We start from the raw sequence: 14,069 nt of genomic DNA, 5'->3' as shown, positions 1-14,069 counted from the left end.
CACCACAAACTTATGGTGCGCAAAAATGCCAAGATACGATACTAAACAAAGCTTAATCAATTACAGTTCCACCGATTTGTCAATGGCAGCAGAAACCAATGAAAACCATCTACTAATTATTGAAGACGATCAAGGTCGCAAAGAATTTTCTCTGGAGCACCCTGTCTACTCTATTGGTAGAGACCCGCGAATGTAATATCCGTTTGATGTCGCAGTTTGTCTCCCGCCGCCATGCCACATTAGTGAGATTGCCACGAGAGCATAATAGTCATAGCTACTATTACCGGATTGTAGATGGCGATGCCAAAGGTAAGCCTAGTTCCAATGGTTTGATGATTAATGGACGCAAGATACCAGCCCACGATCTCAAAAATGAAGACGAGATCGTTTTTGGGCCTCAAGTACGTGCCATTTATTACCTTTTAAGAAACACTCAGCGTTTAGGACAAACGGATTCGAGCGAGTACGACATTACACTGATAAACCCCGGTATGGCCGAGGATTTAGAGGAGTAGGAGAGTGAATTATAACTACCAATCACAGTCTGATACTCCCACGGTTTGAAGTCGTGGGAGTATAAATTAAATCACCAAAACTATCCTGCAATACTTTCAATCAAATGCCAATGGCGGCTACTTTCAATAGCTTGCTTGATTAACTCAAACATTTGTCGGCAGTAATTATCTAGGTGAATTGGTAGTTCTTCATTTTTAATCACAATACTCATCCGGGTTTCTGTTTCAGTAGATTTTGATTTGTCAATCAGTACTTCTACTGTTATTAATTTAGGAAAAGGAACATTTCCAGGAACCTCACGACCGATAATATATTCGGCTGTGTGATACTGAATATCCAACTGACAGTCCTGTAGAAGTTCTACAAGTAACGGCACCAGATGGTCACTAGGAACAGAAATAATAAATGAACAGGTATAGCGAGCCATAATAGCCCCAAGCCTTGCAACACTCCGTCCATCCTATAATACCGAAGTATCTAAATATAAAGTCATTAAAAAATCAAAGTTTTTGAGAGTAGGTATTACCGGATATAGAGTCAATGAAGAGGCAGGGGGCAGGGGGCAGGCGGCAGGGGGTAGCTTTCAAGGGCAGGCTTTTAGGCTTTCGATAAATAGTTGAGAATGTTCTCAATTATTGAACGTAGTTTTAAGTTCTCAGACAATGGTTTTGGTTTTAAAATCCCAAAAATTTGTCTAATCAAAAAAACCTGCCCCAGAAAGGCAGGGGGTAGGGGGCAGCTTTCAAGGGCAGGCTTTTAGGCTTTCGATAAATAGTTGAGAATGTTCTCATACCATTTCTTTATGAAGCTGCGCTAAATAAAGCTTCAAGAATAAAGTCGTAAGAAGTCAGAGAAGCAATCACCTCAGGTGTAATTGTTTTTAGTACATCAGTTAACTTCTGCTGTAGTTGCACAAGAGTTTTACAATTTTCCCATTGCAGTTTCGATTTGAGAAATTCCCAAACACGTTCAATCGGATTGAGTTCGGGAGAGTGAGGAGGTTGAAAAATAGGGATAATATTATCTGGACAATCGAGAGCTTTAGCTTTGTGAAATGACCCCTGGTCGAACTGTATGACTGCGATATCATCTCCTCTTGTCAGCAGACAGTAATTCCAAAAAACGTTGGAAACAATCCCCATTCAGGTAGGGAAACTCATAGAAAAAGCTGTATCCACTCAGAGGTTCGACAACACCGTATAGATAAAAATTCTGGCGTTGCCACTGGCTTAAGCCAACAGGTTTAACTCCTTTAGCTGTAATTAAACGTCCTGTAATTGTCTTTAATCCTAATCGTGTTTCGTCTTGACCGGAGGCGGAGCGTCTCCGGCTCCGCACAAGTACCTTAATCTCTTCCCCTCTCCAAATTCCTCCTGCAAGAATTTGAATGCTAGAGGAAGTTTTTTTTAAAGTGAGATAGACTTTCTGGTTGTTGTTTGGTGCTTTGAGGACGAGGTACTTTCAACGGGAGCACCTAAACGGTTGCGAACAACTTCATAGACCGTTTTATAAGCCAGTGAAAGCCCTAATTCGCTCTTGAGCCATTGTTGAATTTGACCATAGCTTTGAAAACCAGATGGCTCCTGTAACCGCTTTTTCAAGCGTTCTAAGTCTGAACCACTGATGCTCGGAGCTTTTCCGGGTGCATGTTTGACTTCAAGCAAGCCCCTTGTTCCTTCATCTTTATACTTTCTCACCCAACGAGTTATGGTTGCTTCATCACGCCCTAAACGTTCTGCCAGCGATCGCCTGCTGCTGACTTGACTACTCTTGAGCCAATAGAGCATTTGCAATCGTTCTTTGCTGCTTGCCGTTGTGGAATGTTTGAGAGCTTTCTCCAATTCTTCAAGGCTTTCTGAAATCTCGATTTGGAATGGACCACTCATCACAAAATTACTAAATGCATCCATCTATAAGTTTGACGTAGTTTGGCGCATCTTCATACAGAATTGGTATCAATTATTGAACGTAGTTTTAAGTTCTCAGACAATGGTTTTGGTTTTAAAATCCCAAAAATTTGTCTAATCAAAAAAACCTGCCCCAGAAAGGTAGGGGGCAGGAGGTAAACGTCATAAATAATTTAGGCGTTCCGTGAGTCTCAGCTGAATGAGGTTTCAATAAGGAGGCAGTATTTTTTGTGGCACTTTCCGCTCGAAATATATACTTTATTCTTTCTTGTCTAAGACACGCTTCGCGAACATAAATAAATTTACTCAATCTAGAAGAAAGTGGTAGAGGGCAAAAAATGTGTTTTCTTCTTCCTGCCTCCTGCCTCCTGCCTTCTTTGGTAAGCTGAAAGTTTGATCGAAAACTTTACAATAAAGGTTTGGCTAAGGTAGAAAATGAAAGTCGCAATTACTGGAGCAACAGGATTTGTCGGTAGTCGTTTGGTACAACGATTACACAAAGAAGGTCATAAAATAGTAGCATTAACTCGGAATACCGCTTTTGCTCAAAAGGTTTTTCCATCTGAGGCTTTCCCTAATGTAGAAATTGTTGCCCATACACCAAATGCATCTGGTTCTTGGCAAAGTGTTATTGCTAGTTGTGATGGCGTAGTTAATTTGGCAGGAGAACCTATTGGTGAAGGACGCTGGACACCAGAACGGAAACAAGAAATTTTCAATAGCCGAAAGTTAGGTACACAAAAAATAGTTGAAGCAATAGCCAACGCTAATCCTAAACCATCAGTGTTAATTAACGCTTCGGCTATTGGCTACTACGGCACCAGTGAAACGGCTACCTTTGATGAAACCAGTCTATCTGGTAACGATTTTCTTGCCCAAGTCTGCCAAGCCTGGGAAGCTGAAGCGAGAAAAGTAAAAGATGCTGGTGTGCGACTAGTAATTCTGCGTTTTGGGATTGTCTTGGGTAATGGTGGTGCTTTAGGTAAAATGATTCCGCCTTTCAAACTCTTTGCTGGCGGGCCTATTGGCAGTGGTCGGCAGTGGTTCTCATGGATTCACGTAGACGATTTAGTTAACCTGATTTTGCAAGCTTTAACTAAACCGGAAATAGAAGGCGTATATAATGCCACTGCCCCCAACCCAGTTAGGATGGCAGATTTAAGCCAAACTTTGGGACAAGTGATGAATCGCCCTTCTTGGTTGCCTGTTCCTGCTTTTGCGATCGAAGCTCTTTTAGGAGACGGGGCAATAGTAGTTTTAGAAGGTCAACAAGTTATCCCAAAACGCACTGTGCAAACAGGCTTTGAGTACAAATATCCTAATTTGCAATCGGCATTAACACAAATTCTTAATTAAAAGGGAGTGGGGAGTAAGAATTTTAGATTTGAGATTTTGGATTTTAGATTGAAATTTAATCCAAAATCTCAAATCCAAAATCCAAAATTGAATTGCCCCATACCTGATTTTTTGACTATTGGCTAGAAAGAAATTTTTTGGAAACCCAACTGATAATACCGCTGAGAATTGCACCGCCCATGAGAATGCCAATTGCGGGGTTAAACAAGGGTTGCCACAGTTGATGCCACAAATCCAAACCCAGGTTTACTCCAGCGGCATCACCGATCGCAGCGATCGCTAACCAGCCAAAGCCAAATAAAACCAAAAAAACATCGGCAACTAAAACCATGTTTAGCCAATTTAACAATTTATCTTTCATGATTGGATTGGGTACTGGGCATTGGGAATTGGGCGTTAAGAGTGCTGAGTTAGGAGTTAGGAGTTAGGAGTTAGGAGTTAGGAGTTAAGAGTTTTGTTTATCTCCTTGTCCCCTCATCTCCCTCATCTCCCGGTTGGTGAGCGCAGTCGAACCACATCTTCCCCTGCCCCCCTGCCTCTTAAAAGTCCCCACTCCCCATCTTTTATTTTTCAAATAGCCAACTTTTGACTTTTGTTAAACTTTGCCAATCTGGTTTTCTACTTAAACCGTCCTCAATACTATTTTTTATTTCATCACTCCATTCTTCGTTGACAAAAATCAACTGTTGTGCTATATCAATATGTTCCCGCAAACCTTTTTGCTTTGTTTCCAGCATTGCTAAGGCGAGATTGATTCTAGCTTGGGGATCTTGTGGATTTAGCTTGACTGCCTTCTGTCCGGCTTTGTAAGCCAAATTGGGTTTGTTATCGAGTAGATACAACCACGCTAAACAAACCCAAGCTGCACTAGTTTTAGGAGCGCGATCGCACACTTCTTTAAATACAGGGATTAAAGATTCTGCTGATTCTCCTGCTTTATAGCGTTCTAAACCTGTATCAAACAGGGATTCAACTGTATTAGTCATTGGTCATTAGTCATTGGTCATTAGTCATTAGTCATTAGCCATTGGTCATTTGTAAAAGACAAATGACAAATGACAACTGACAATATTACACCCCAAATGATTTGCCGCAACCACAAGTTTGATTAGCATTGGGGTTAGTAAATTGGAAACCACCGCCAATCATAGCATCGCTGTAATCAAGCATTAAACCGTAGAGATATAACAGACTCTTGCGATCGCTGACAATTTTGAAGCCATCATAATCAAAAACTTCATCATCAGGAGCGATCTTGCTGGTATCTTCAAAGTCCATCATGTAAGACATCCCAGAACACCCACCCTGACGCACTCCTACCCGTAAGCACAAGTCTGTGCCTTGCTTGTCCCGGAGGGATTTTACTTGGTGCAATGCGGCTTCGCTCAACATAATTCCGCGTTGTTGAGCTTCAATTGCTTGTGTCATCTGCTTTTCAACTCCTTAATTAGTATAAGCGTTACCCTATATCGGCTTGTAATGCTTCTGGGTTGCTCGTTAAGTGTTTTTGTATTCATTCTAGCGGCTTAGATGTTGCTAGATACCAAATTGTAAACACTCCGTCAAAAGTAGCCAAAGATTTTTATTCTAGAATTGAGAGACTCAATGTGTTTATACATTCGGTATTCTTAAAATTCAAGCCTTACGGCAGCAACAGAAGCAACCACCCTTCAGGTGCAGCCATAAAAATTTAATCCGAGGCTAGCTAGCCCCCAAAGTTTACTTCCAAATTGCTTCTTTTGATTTCTATGACAAGTTTTAATCGCTCTACCAGTCGTCGGTTGAAGAAATTAACTCAAATTCCTTCTGTATGGGAGGGCGATCGCCGTCCGTTGTCATCACCAAACCAGCTGTCAGACTCAGAGGCAAAGGGAGAATGCATTCTTTGGGTAGATTACTCCCAAGGTGTTGTTCGAGGAATGGACGTGGTAGCTTCTGATACCGGCCCAGAAGCAATAGTTCGCACCTTAATGCAAGCAATGGAGCATCCCCAAAGTCCGGCAAGACCTGCTAGGCCCCAAAGAATTGTAGTCAAAGACCGCGAGATCCAATTTTACCTGCGGGGAGTGCTGCAAGATTTGGATATCGCTATTGACTACGCACCAGAACTGCCTTTAATTGATGAACTATTTCGGGGATTCGCCGACATCCTCGATAGTCAAACCCCCGATTTACCCCCACAGTATGCGCAAATATTGCGAGAGAAAGCATTTGCAATTTGGCAAGCAGCACCTTGGGAATTTTTGGAAGAACAGCAAATTTTGTCAATCGAGATTAATAGGTGGGATGTTGGCACACTCTACGCCTCAGTTATGGGAATGCTGGGAATGGAGTATGGGATTTTGTTTTATCGCTCAGAAGAGTCTTTAAAACAGTTTCGCGCCGCAGTTTTAACGGATGAAGAATCAACAGAGCATCTAGAAGAAGCGTTCCTTAAGCAAGATTGTCTGTTTCTCACTTTCGAGAGCGTTGACGAAACCGATGAAGATGAGAATGAAGAAGATGATTTGGCGGATCTGCCATTATCAGAAATTGACCCTACTTTTGGTAACATTCATCCTTTAGAAGGACTACGGTCTGTTTTGTATGACGAAGAGGCATTGGTAATCTTGGTTGCGATCGAAAGCCTGAGTCGCTTTATTCGCGATCACCGTCGCCAACTTCACGAACACATTTTCCCTACTCTCAGCCGTCGCTATCGCATTTCTCTACCGCAGTCGGAAGAATCAACTAAATCAGTGTCGGTAACAGTCTCTACCATGCCGCAGTTAGCAGCAGAATTAGAGGAAATGGCAGGCTTTGGTATTGATGACGAGGAGATTAACAACCCTGATTTCCAATCATTGCGAGATGACTTGATACCAGAAGATTCCTTCCTCAGCTTAGGTGTAGTGTCCTGGGAAATGTTGGATTCTCTACGAAAGGGGGGTCAGCTACCACCAGGCTAGTGAAATCAAACAAGTGGGTGACGGTTTGCCGGTGATTCTAATTCAAACTTCCCGGCCCAAGGCGAAGACTGTAATTGAAAGAATTGAAGCAGCGGGCGGACTAAGAGCAATTTGCTTTAATCCAGGTGCCGATCCTTTTGATGGCGATCGCTACGACTTAGGTTTATTGCAAACTCAAAATGGCGAATTGTTCCTATTCGGGGAATTTTTAGATGAAGATCCGATTCATGTCGAAGCCCGAAAAAAATGGAATCAGCGGTGTAAAAATACTAAGGGCTACTGTGGCTTAATCATTGCCAAAGGACTAACGGGAGCCTCCCGTGGCAATCCTCAGTTACGAGATATGATGGCTTTGTTTGAAGGGCGATCGCTTTCACCTAAAGATTTAGGTATTGGCACTCTCCAACTGATGCCCCAACTTAAATTTGAGTAATTGTACGAATTGCCGCAATCCTCAATCTCAAATTATCGGTATGAGAAATTAAGTTGATGTGTATTTGATTGATTAAAACTGCATTTGAGAGGGAAAAAGGGAAGGCTTTACCTTTTAACGTTTACCCCTGTTCTTTTTACCAACAGAGTGTTGATTCACCAGTGCTGAGTACTGTCTTACCCCATAGCAAAACGTGGGGATGAAAGTAAGGGCGCATCATTGACAGCAGATTTCCAGGAAAGTGAATTAGACAAGCTAAGTCTGTTACCTAAATATCAAGCGTGTTTTACTCCTGAATTCAGAATTCTGAATTCAGGAGTAACTGTTTCAGGGAAGTAAACAGGTTCAGGATTTTCACTTTTGTATATACCCCAATACAATTCAGAATGAGCAACAAAACCCAGATGTAGACAGGCGTTTTGTCGCGTCTTGAAAGACCAATTGTCTACACCACTAACCCTTAACTAAATCCTATTAGTATGCAACCCATCCCTGGTAGGTAGTCTTTTAAGTAGAGGCAGAGTATTTCCGGTTCTACTCAGTCTTGGCGATCTGCGTACCTATCAGCATGCGGCACTTTTTCATGAATATTCACGTATATGTCAATACGAATACGCGACCAATCTTAAGAAGCTAACTTTACCTAAATTTCATGAAGTACCTATATTTTCATAGTTTTCTAGTTATTTTATCTAAGTTAGCTAAGTATAAATAACTACAACACACTAAAATTTTATCTCCAAACACTGCTTGAATCAAACCTAACTGATGCATTGAGATATTAAAATCTTTTTTTTAACTGTTATATATCAATATCATTAAGCAAAAGTTCAGATAATATGTTTTTCTTTGTAATTTTTTTATAAAGGATAAAAAATAGGTTTGCTAGTGTCTAAATGAAGATTATTTAAAGTGCGTAAATAATAGCTATAATAAACACAATGCTAAAAAAAATAAAATATACGATTCTTTTTACGGGTATACTTACCAGATAAAAATAGTTGTGACAAAAATTTTCTTTGCAGGAATTTATATCTTAGCTTACAGATGAGGAAAAATTTTTATGTCAAACTTCTAACGCCCTACTTGGCTAAAAAGGATTTATATAACCTCTAGATAAATGAAGACGATAAATCGTAAAAATCTTGCTGCTTTCAAAGCAAACTATATCGCTAGAAAGAAGATAAAAAAGATGGAATATTTTATAACATTCTGACGATGATTTATTGTAAAAATATGAAACAAAACTAAAATATTATCGGCAACAGTCAAATAACATCACATATATTCTGGATGAATTCGTCTGTGTGAAATTACAGATGTTGTTGTCAAAAATTACCAAGATAATTGGCAATTTAGACTCAGTAGACTGAGCGTTGTCCTTTTTTTTCGGGCTACTATATTGACAGTGAAAAGCAATCAGCTTGATCGAAGTAAGCCAAAATTGATAACAGTTCAAGTAGCTCTTAAGTTCTTGGTTACAGTCTGGTTAGATATAGGTGTTTGTTTTAAGGCGATCGCTTATTTGTCTACTTTCTAAGTCACTATTAACGCTCTACACACACCACTTCAACCCTCCTGTAAAGCAGCATTTCAGTATGATAATGATTTTGAAGCTTTATTTTTTGATGTTCTAACAGATGTTCTCTCTAACTGGGTTTGACGAACTTAGTTAAGAGTGAAGGTCAAATGCTTTCAATGGAGAATAACTTTGGAAATCTTCATTGAGTCAACAGTAGGTATCTTGAATTCCTTTATAAAATTTAATTGTTAGGGTTTACTCATGCTGTTAGTAGGGTTATTATCTTCAAAAGCAACGATGTGCTATTTATGCTGTCACAATAGTAACAAATAAAGTGTAGTATTTTGATTTTTTTAGAAAATGATCGATCCTTTGACAAAACAAACATTCTTAATATTAATGGTATTACTTGTTTCGTGAGACAAACTCTGATAATCTTATCGGTTCCCTCTTTAATTTAGACCCTTTCGACCATCTAAATATACAGCAGATAGCATGATAATGACAAATAAAAAATGGGCAGTTAAACGCATAACAGTTAATCTTGCAACGCAGGAAGCGGAAAAACTAGAAAAATATTGCCAACAAACAGGTAGACCTGCAACTGATGTGATTCGCGAACTGATTAGAAGTTTGCCTGTCTCCGACGACAGTAAAGATGCAAACAACTAAGAAGTGACTTTCACAACTTATCCAGAAAACTGCTTTGCCACCAAAAAAATATCTCTGATACTTTTGAGAGTCCGCTGCTATGGACAAAAGTTTGTCTAGATGATACAGACGCGTTTTGATCGCGTCTGGTCATTTACCGGAACTAAAAGAAGTAATCAAAGAGTTTTTAGTATCAATATTGGCAAGCATTAATATGCTGCTGGAGTTGATATTAAGTAGCAAATTCCGACACCAACCCAGTTACAATCTGTAAAGAAACTGAAAAGGAACGACGGAATGCGTGTTGCAATCGTAGGTGCGGGACTGGCTGGGCTAGCAACCGCAGTGGATCTAGCTGATGCTGGTTGTGAAATAGAGATTTTTGAATCTCGTCCGTTTGTCGGTGGTAAAGTTGGCAGTTGGGTTGATGGAGATGGCAACCATCTAGAAATGGGGTTGCATGTATTTTTCGGGTGCTACTACCAACTATTTGACTTAATGAAAAAAGTGGGGGTGTTAGAAAACTTACGCCTCAAGGAACATACCCACACTTTTATCAATAAAGGGGGGCGCACTGGTGCTTTAGATTTTCGCTTTCTTACAGGTGCGCCTTTCAACGGGTTAAAGGCATTTTTCACTACTTCCCAACTATCGTTGCAGGATAAATTGCAAAATGCGATCGCTTTGGGTACTAGTCCGGTAGTTCGCGGATTGGTAGACTTTAATGGGGCGATGAAAACTATCCGCAATTTAGATAAAGTTAGCTTTGCCGATTGGTTTCGCAGTCATGGTGGGAGTAATGGCAGCATCAAGCGGATGTGGAACCCCATTGCCTACGCATTGGGATTTATTGATTGCGAAAATATGTCTGCCCGTTGTATGTTAACCATATTTCAGCTATTTGCAGTTAGAACTGAAGCTTCAGTTTTGCGAATGCTGGAAGGTTCTCCATCTGAATATTTACACAAGCCGATTCTGGAATATCTAGAAGCTAGGGGCACCAAAATTTACACGCGCCGACAAGTTCGAGAAATTCAGTTTACTGAGTCAGCCGAACAAACCCGTGTCACTGGTATAGTAGTTGCCCAAGGTGATGCAGTCGAAACGATCGCAGCTGATGCTTACGTTTTTGCCTGTGATGTTCCAGGAATTCAACGCATCCTACCCCAAGAGTGGCGTAAGTGGTCAGAATTTGACAATATTTACAAACTGGATGCAGTGCCAGTAGCTACAGTGCAGTTACGCTTTGACGGTTGGGTAACAGAACTGAACGATGGAGAGCAACGCAAACAGCTAAATCAGGCGGCTGGAATTGATAATTTACTTTACACAGCCGATGCTGACTTTTCTTGTTTTGCCGATTTAGCGTTAACTAGTCCTGCTGATTATTATCGCCCAGGACAGGGGTCATTGTTACAGTTAGTGCTGACACCGGGAGATCCGTTTATTACCCAAAGTAATGAAGCGATCGCACAACATGTTCTCAAGCAAGTCCATGAACTGTTTCCCTCGTCGCGGGAGCTAAATATGACTTGGTACAGTGTGGTAAAACTTGCTCAGTCTCTTTACCGAGAAGCGCCAGGGATGGATGCGTACCGTCCCCCCAACCAAAAAACACCAGTAGATAATTTCTTCCTTGCCGGCAGTTATACTCAGCAAGACTACATCGACAGCATGGAAGGTGCTACTATTTCTGGACGACGTGCAGCAAAAGTGATTTTGGAGAGTTTGAAGAAATAACTTCAAAGAGTGCAAAGAAGGCGATCGCAAAGCATCTCGTAGAGAAGGAACAAAAAAATGTCAGACTGGTTAGAGCATACTGTGCAAGTAGAAGTAGAGGCTCCCATAGATTTAGTATGGAGCCTCTGGTCTGATTTAGAGCAAATGCCCCGGTGGATGAAGTGGATTGATTCGGTGAAAATTCCGCCAGATAATCCAGATATATCTCTTTGGAAATTAAAAACTGGCAGTCTAGAATTTAATTGGCAATCCCGAATTCTCAAAGTTATTCCCAACCAAATTATTCAATGGGAATCGGTTGATGGTTTGCCGAATCAGGGAGCGATTCGCTTTTACGATCGCCACAATAGTAGCATAGTGAAAATGACTATTTCCTATGCCATCCCCGGCATTCTTGGCAAAATTATGGATAACTTGTTTTTGGGGCGGATAGTTGAATCAACAATTCAAGCTGATTTGGAAAGGTTTAAAGAATACGCGCTGAATGTTAAAGCTAATTGATATAGATAGCAAAACCAGGCAGTAGGAAACAAGGTATAAAAGTTTCTTGCTGTCTGATGGAAAAATTGGGATTTTTTAAGGATTGTAACAGGTAATGCTGAAAATTCCTATTGAGATAGCGGAGGAGCAATCTTAGTAAAGCTGTCTGCTTGAAATTTTAATGTGTTTGTATAAATTATTCTTTGTAAATTAAAGTTATAGAATGAACCTATCCCACTAATACCAGCAATATGATAATCTACTGTTGATGACGGTAAGTTGTATCAGGGTATGGCTGGGCGATTTGAAGGATTAAGTGATCTAGAATGGAGACTATTTGAAGATATATTTCCCAAGGAACCAGAAAAGCGCGATCGCGGAATGCCACACGCTCCATTTCGTCATGTGATTAATACGTTGCTGTATATATTGATTACAGGATGTCGTTGGTGTGATGTTCCAAAGGGAGAAATATGGGCATCAAAAAGTGCAGCGCACAGATGGCTACAACGTTGGCAAAAAGACGGAACATTAGATAATTTACAAGCTCGTGTATTAGGCATTGCAGAAGAAAAAGGATTAATCAACTGGGATTATGGTGCAGTTGATGGGTCTTTTTCCCCCTGGAAAGGGTGGCGGTGAAGGAGTTAAGTATGGTCATAAAGGTAAAGGAATCTTAATACACACATTGACCGATGGTAATGGTCTGCCCTTGGCTAATTGCACAACTCCAGCCAACGGTAGCGAAAGAGAGCAAGTTATACCTCTGTTAGATAGTGTCAAGGTCAAAACTAATAGGCCTGGTAGACCGCGTAAACGAGTCAAGGTGTTGGCTGCGGATAAAGGTTACGATTCCAAGGACAAACGGGCTGCATTGCGTAAACGTGGAATCAGACCCCAATTGCCTAAGCGTATTTGGAAGAATAAGAAACATCGGGGTAGACCAATTAAAATTTCTGTTCCGCGCTTTCAGCAAGAACGTTGTTTCGCCTGGTATCAAAGAAAATATCGCCGTCTGGTTGTGCGGTGGGAGCGAATTTCCGCCTGCTTTAATGGTTTTCTTTCCTTAGCAACAGTTCACATCTGGGTTCGCAGAATTTTATTAGTGGGATAGATTCATCATTATTTTGCTCAACATGACCGCACAGATAATCTTCAAAGTCTGAGTATTGATCTTTTGGTGAATTATCTTCTAACTCTACATATTCAGTAAAACTCCATATATTATGGGTTTGAGGGATAAAGTTTACATCAACTCTGTAATCATAAACCGTATCCTCCAATTTTTCCAGTTTTCCATCTTTTTGTAATTTAGTCACTAATCCTTTATTTAGATAAATTTCCTTCCCATTATAAGGATAATCAAATTTGACTATTTTTGCTTTACCAGTAGAATTATCAAGACGTATGATCATGAGCTTTGCCAATTAACAGTTAATATTAAATAATTCTTATTTAGTAAATAGATGATTTATTCTAAATCGTATTTACCACTGTTGTTATAATGATTTATAAGCTCAAGTTGAGTAAATTCTGAATCATCAATACCATGAGCATTTGAGATAATAGATTTTGCCAATTCATCAGCACAATCATCATCATTTTCAGTGTCTTTATAAATTTCCCATAATTTTGCATAATCATGTTTTTTTAAACTTTCAGTAGAATAATATATAACCGAATTTAAGTTTAGGTCATCAATAATACCTTCAACCCAAATTTTGAATTCGTTACTAGTGAAATCTGTCATAAAAATCCTAATTGCCAAATATGTCTAAGACGAGCTACACCTGCGTTTTTACCACTTACCATTACCAAGTATGAATGCCCGATTTTATAGTTCAGGCGCATACTGATAAATTAATATACAAATTATATGGTTGTAAAAAAGCAGTAATAATACGTAAAAATACTATTTAGACTAAAATAAACTGCGATCGCGCAAATAATACAGCATTAGTTACCACTTAGTAAATTGTGTTGACACACCTTACTTACTGTTGGTTCTGCAAGTGGATCACCTACAGCTTCGTAAGCAATAATTAGAGACTCTAAAGCTTCAATTCCATTTGCCACAGCTAACTCGTAAGTATCTCCATGAGTTCGCCAGCGTTGTCCTGGAAAATCAGGGAATCCTACCAAAAAACAATTATCTTCTTCAGACCATTGAATAAGCATTTGGTATTTAAGTTTACTCATCTTGTTTCTTTTCCTCTACTTCCTCATCTGATATTTTGAACTTAGAGGATTAAAAAACTACCAAGTTGGATCGCTAAACAAATTAATCGTCAATTCCTCGCGTGGCGGTACTCCGGTGATACAAGCGCGAACAATCTCTCCATCCTCTAATTCGACAGTGCAAGCGTGACAAGACCCCATGAGACAACCGGTGGGAATAAATACCCCAGCCCGGTCTGCTACATCTAAGAGGGCTTCTCCCACTTCGGCATCTACTGTGACATCATCTGGTAAAAAACGGACACGAACAATCATCAATATTACGCTTTTAATAGAGT

At 40.1% G+C, this 14,069-nt stretch carries 17 protein-coding genes and 2 pseudogenes; 8 read left to right on the top strand and 11 right to left on the bottom strand.

The window, feature by feature from the left end:
- The first annotated feature begins 25 nt into the window (after positions 1-25).
- Positions 26-515: pseudogene (locus NSTCB13_RS35065) on the top strand (FHA domain-containing protein).
- Positions 516-595: 80 nt separating this feature from the next.
- On the opposite strand, the gene NSTCB13_RS35060 reads toward NSTCB13_RS35065, so the two are convergent.
- The 4 genes from NSTCB13_RS35060 to NSTCB13_RS35045 form a co-directional block, all read right to left on the bottom strand.
- Positions 596-943: a hypothetical protein gene (locus tag NSTCB13_RS35060; protein WP_322693640.1), complete on the bottom strand. Its 348-nt coding sequence runs from the start codon at positions 941-943 to the stop codon at positions 596-598.
- Between the two features lie 373 nt (positions 944-1,316).
- Positions 1,317-1,658 (bottom strand): transposase, encoded by a 342-nt coding sequence (locus NSTCB13_RS35055; protein ID WP_448265852.1) that lies wholly within the window; start codon positions 1,656-1,658, stop codon positions 1,317-1,319.
- Positions 1,603-1,854, bottom strand: coding sequence for a hypothetical protein (locus tag NSTCB13_RS35050; RefSeq protein WP_448265851.1), 252 nt, complete (start codon positions 1,852-1,854; stop codon positions 1,603-1,605). The genes NSTCB13_RS35055 and NSTCB13_RS35050 overlap by 56 nt, the downstream gene beginning before the upstream one ends.
- Positions 1,855-1,922: 68 nt before the next feature.
- Positions 1,923-2,402, bottom strand: a complete 480-nt coding sequence (locus tag NSTCB13_RS35045; RefSeq protein WP_448265850.1) for a helix-turn-helix domain-containing protein — start codon at positions 2,400-2,402, stop codon at positions 1,923-1,925.
- 456 nt (positions 2,403-2,858) lie between these two features.
- On the opposite strand from NSTCB13_RS35045, the gene thyD reads away from it, so the two are divergent.
- The gene (thyD, locus tag NSTCB13_RS35040) at positions 2,859-3,779 is read left to right on the top strand and encodes a thylakoid membrane protein ThyD (protein ID WP_448275624.1); all 921 of its coding nucleotides are present in this window, start codon (positions 2,859-2,861) and stop codon (positions 3,777-3,779) included.
- A gap of 115 nt (positions 3,780-3,894) precedes the next feature.
- Here thyD and NSTCB13_RS35035 read toward each other — a convergent pair whose 3' ends face one another.
- From NSTCB13_RS35035 to NSTCB13_RS35025, 3 genes are all read right to left on the bottom strand, one after another.
- Complete coding sequence (locus NSTCB13_RS35035; protein ID WP_094352470.1) at positions 3,895-4,140, bottom strand: hypothetical protein; 246 nt, start codon at positions 4,138-4,140, stop codon at positions 3,895-3,897.
- A gap of 202 nt (positions 4,141-4,342) precedes the next feature.
- Positions 4,343-4,765, bottom strand: coding sequence for a tetratricopeptide repeat protein (locus NSTCB13_RS35030; protein WP_448275623.1), 423 nt, complete (start codon positions 4,763-4,765; stop codon positions 4,343-4,345).
- Positions 4,766-4,850: 85 nt separating this feature from the next.
- Positions 4,851-5,207 carry a HesB/IscA family protein gene (locus NSTCB13_RS35025; RefSeq protein WP_448275621.1) on the bottom strand — a complete coding sequence of 119 codons (357 nt, stop codon included), beginning with the start codon at positions 5,205-5,207 and terminating at the stop codon, positions 4,851-4,853.
- Positions 5,208-5,527: 320 nt separating this feature from the next.
- Between NSTCB13_RS35025 and NSTCB13_RS35020 the strand changes: the two are divergent.
- The 6 genes and pseudogenes from NSTCB13_RS35020 (at position 5,528) to NSTCB13_RS34995 (ending at position 12,667) form a co-directional block, all read left to right on the top strand.
- Positions 5,528-7,160, top strand: a pseudogene (locus NSTCB13_RS35020) (DUF6930 domain-containing protein).
- A gap of 2,017 nt (positions 7,161-9,177) precedes the next feature.
- Complete coding sequence (locus tag NSTCB13_RS35015) at positions 9,178-9,354, top strand: CopG family transcriptional regulator (protein ID WP_292857258.1); 177 nt, start codon at positions 9,178-9,180, stop codon at positions 9,352-9,354.
- 276 nt (positions 9,355-9,630) lie between these two features.
- On the top strand, positions 9,631-11,073 hold the full coding sequence (gene zds, locus NSTCB13_RS35010; RefSeq protein WP_448275619.1) for a 9,9'-di-cis-zeta-carotene desaturase: 1,443 nt from the start codon (positions 9,631-9,633) through the stop codon (positions 11,071-11,073).
- Positions 11,074-11,130: 57 nt separating this feature from the next.
- Positions 11,131-11,574: an SRPBCC family protein gene (locus NSTCB13_RS35005; RefSeq protein ID WP_322701381.1), complete on the top strand. Its 444-nt coding sequence runs from the start codon at positions 11,131-11,133 to the stop codon at positions 11,572-11,574.
- Positions 11,575-11,844: 270 nt separating this feature from the next.
- Positions 11,845-12,195 (top strand): transposase, encoded by a 351-nt coding sequence (locus tag NSTCB13_RS35000; RefSeq protein WP_448275617.1) that lies wholly within the window; start codon positions 11,845-11,847, stop codon positions 12,193-12,195.
- The gene (locus NSTCB13_RS34995; RefSeq protein WP_448275616.1) at positions 12,149-12,667 is read left to right on the top strand and encodes a transposase; all 519 of its coding nucleotides are present in this window, start codon (positions 12,149-12,151) and stop codon (positions 12,665-12,667) included. The genes NSTCB13_RS35000 and NSTCB13_RS34995 overlap by 47 nt, the downstream gene beginning before the upstream one ends.
- On the opposite strand, the gene NSTCB13_RS34990 is transcribed toward NSTCB13_RS34995, so the two are convergent.
- The 4 genes from NSTCB13_RS34990 to NSTCB13_RS34975 all read right to left on the bottom strand — a co-directional run bounded on the left by NSTCB13_RS34990 (position 12,603) and on the right by NSTCB13_RS34975 (position 14,046).
- Positions 12,603-12,980, bottom strand: coding sequence for a hypothetical protein (locus tag NSTCB13_RS34990; RefSeq protein ID WP_448275614.1), 378 nt, complete (start codon positions 12,978-12,980; stop codon positions 12,603-12,605). The genes NSTCB13_RS34995 and NSTCB13_RS34990 overlap by 65 nt on opposite strands.
- A 44-nt stretch (positions 12,981-13,024) precedes the next feature.
- A complete protein-coding gene (locus tag NSTCB13_RS34985; protein ID WP_448275613.1) occupies positions 13,025-13,303 on the bottom strand; it encodes a hypothetical protein in 279 nt (92 codons plus the stop codon).
- Positions 13,304-13,509: 206 nt separating this feature from the next.
- Positions 13,510-13,752: a type II toxin-antitoxin system HicB family antitoxin gene (locus tag NSTCB13_RS34980; protein WP_448275611.1), complete on the bottom strand. Its 243-nt coding sequence runs from the start codon at positions 13,750-13,752 to the stop codon at positions 13,510-13,512.
- 57 nt (positions 13,753-13,809) lie between these two features.
- The gene (locus NSTCB13_RS34975) at positions 13,810-14,046 is read right to left on the bottom strand and encodes a 2Fe-2S iron-sulfur cluster-binding protein (protein WP_289798882.1); all 237 of its coding nucleotides are present in this window, start codon (positions 14,044-14,046) and stop codon (positions 13,810-13,812) included.
- Positions 14,047-14,069: the final 23 nt, after the last annotated feature.

Source organism: Nostoc sp. DSM 114160, from assembly GCF_053470305.1.
This window is presented reverse-complemented; position numbering and strand designations above follow the sequence as displayed.

Excerpts from the sequence above, each read along its gene's own strand:
- NSTCB13_RS34980 (WP_448275611.1), bottom strand. The coding sequence starts at position 13,752 with ATGAGTAAACTTAAATACCAAATGCTTATTCAATGGTCTGAAGAAGAT.
- NSTCB13_RS35030 (WP_448275623.1), bottom strand. The coding sequence starts at position 4,765 with ATGACTAATACAGTTGAATCCCTGTTTGATACAGGTTTAGAACGCTAT.
- NSTCB13_RS35045 (WP_448265850.1), bottom strand. The coding sequence starts at position 2,402 with ATGAGTGGTCCATTCCAAATCGAGATTTCAGAAAGCCTTGAAGAATTG.
- NSTCB13_RS34975 (WP_289798882.1), bottom strand. The coding sequence starts at position 14,046 with ATGATTGTTCGTGTCCGTTTTTTACCAGATGATGTCACAGTAGATGCC.
- NSTCB13_RS35000 (WP_448275617.1), top strand. The coding sequence starts at position 11,845 with ATGGCTGGGCGATTTGAAGGATTAAGTGATCTAGAATGGAGACTATTT.
- zds (WP_448275619.1), top strand. The coding sequence starts at position 9,631 with ATGCGTGTTGCAATCGTAGGTGCGGGACTGGCTGGGCTAGCAACCGCA.
- NSTCB13_RS34985 (WP_448275613.1), bottom strand. The coding sequence starts at position 13,303 with ATGACAGATTTCACTAGTAACGAATTCAAAATTTGGGTTGAAGGTATT.
- NSTCB13_RS35055 (WP_448265852.1), bottom strand. The coding sequence starts at position 1,658 with ATGGGGATTGTTTCCAACGTTTTTTGGAATTACTGTCTGCTGACAAGA.
- NSTCB13_RS35035 (WP_094352470.1), bottom strand. The coding sequence starts at position 4,140 with ATGAAAGATAAATTGTTAAATTGGCTAAACATGGTTTTAGTTGCCGAT.
- NSTCB13_RS35015 (WP_292857258.1), top strand. The coding sequence starts at position 9,178 with ATGATAATGACAAATAAAAAATGGGCAGTTAAACGCATAACAGTTAAT.
- NSTCB13_RS34995 (WP_448275616.1), top strand. The coding sequence starts at position 12,149 with ATGGTGCAGTTGATGGGTCTTTTTCCCCCTGGAAAGGGTGGCGGTGAA.
- NSTCB13_RS35005 (WP_322701381.1), top strand. The coding sequence starts at position 11,131 with ATGTCAGACTGGTTAGAGCATACTGTGCAAGTAGAAGTAGAGGCTCCC.
- thyD (WP_448275624.1), top strand. The coding sequence starts at position 2,859 with ATGAAAGTCGCAATTACTGGAGCAACAGGATTTGTCGGTAGTCGTTTG.
- NSTCB13_RS35025 (WP_448275621.1), bottom strand. The coding sequence starts at position 5,207 with ATGACACAAGCAATTGAAGCTCAACAACGCGGAATTATGTTGAGCGAA.
- NSTCB13_RS35060 (WP_322693640.1), bottom strand. The coding sequence starts at position 943 with ATGGCTCGCTATACCTGTTCATTTATTATTTCTGTTCCTAGTGACCAT.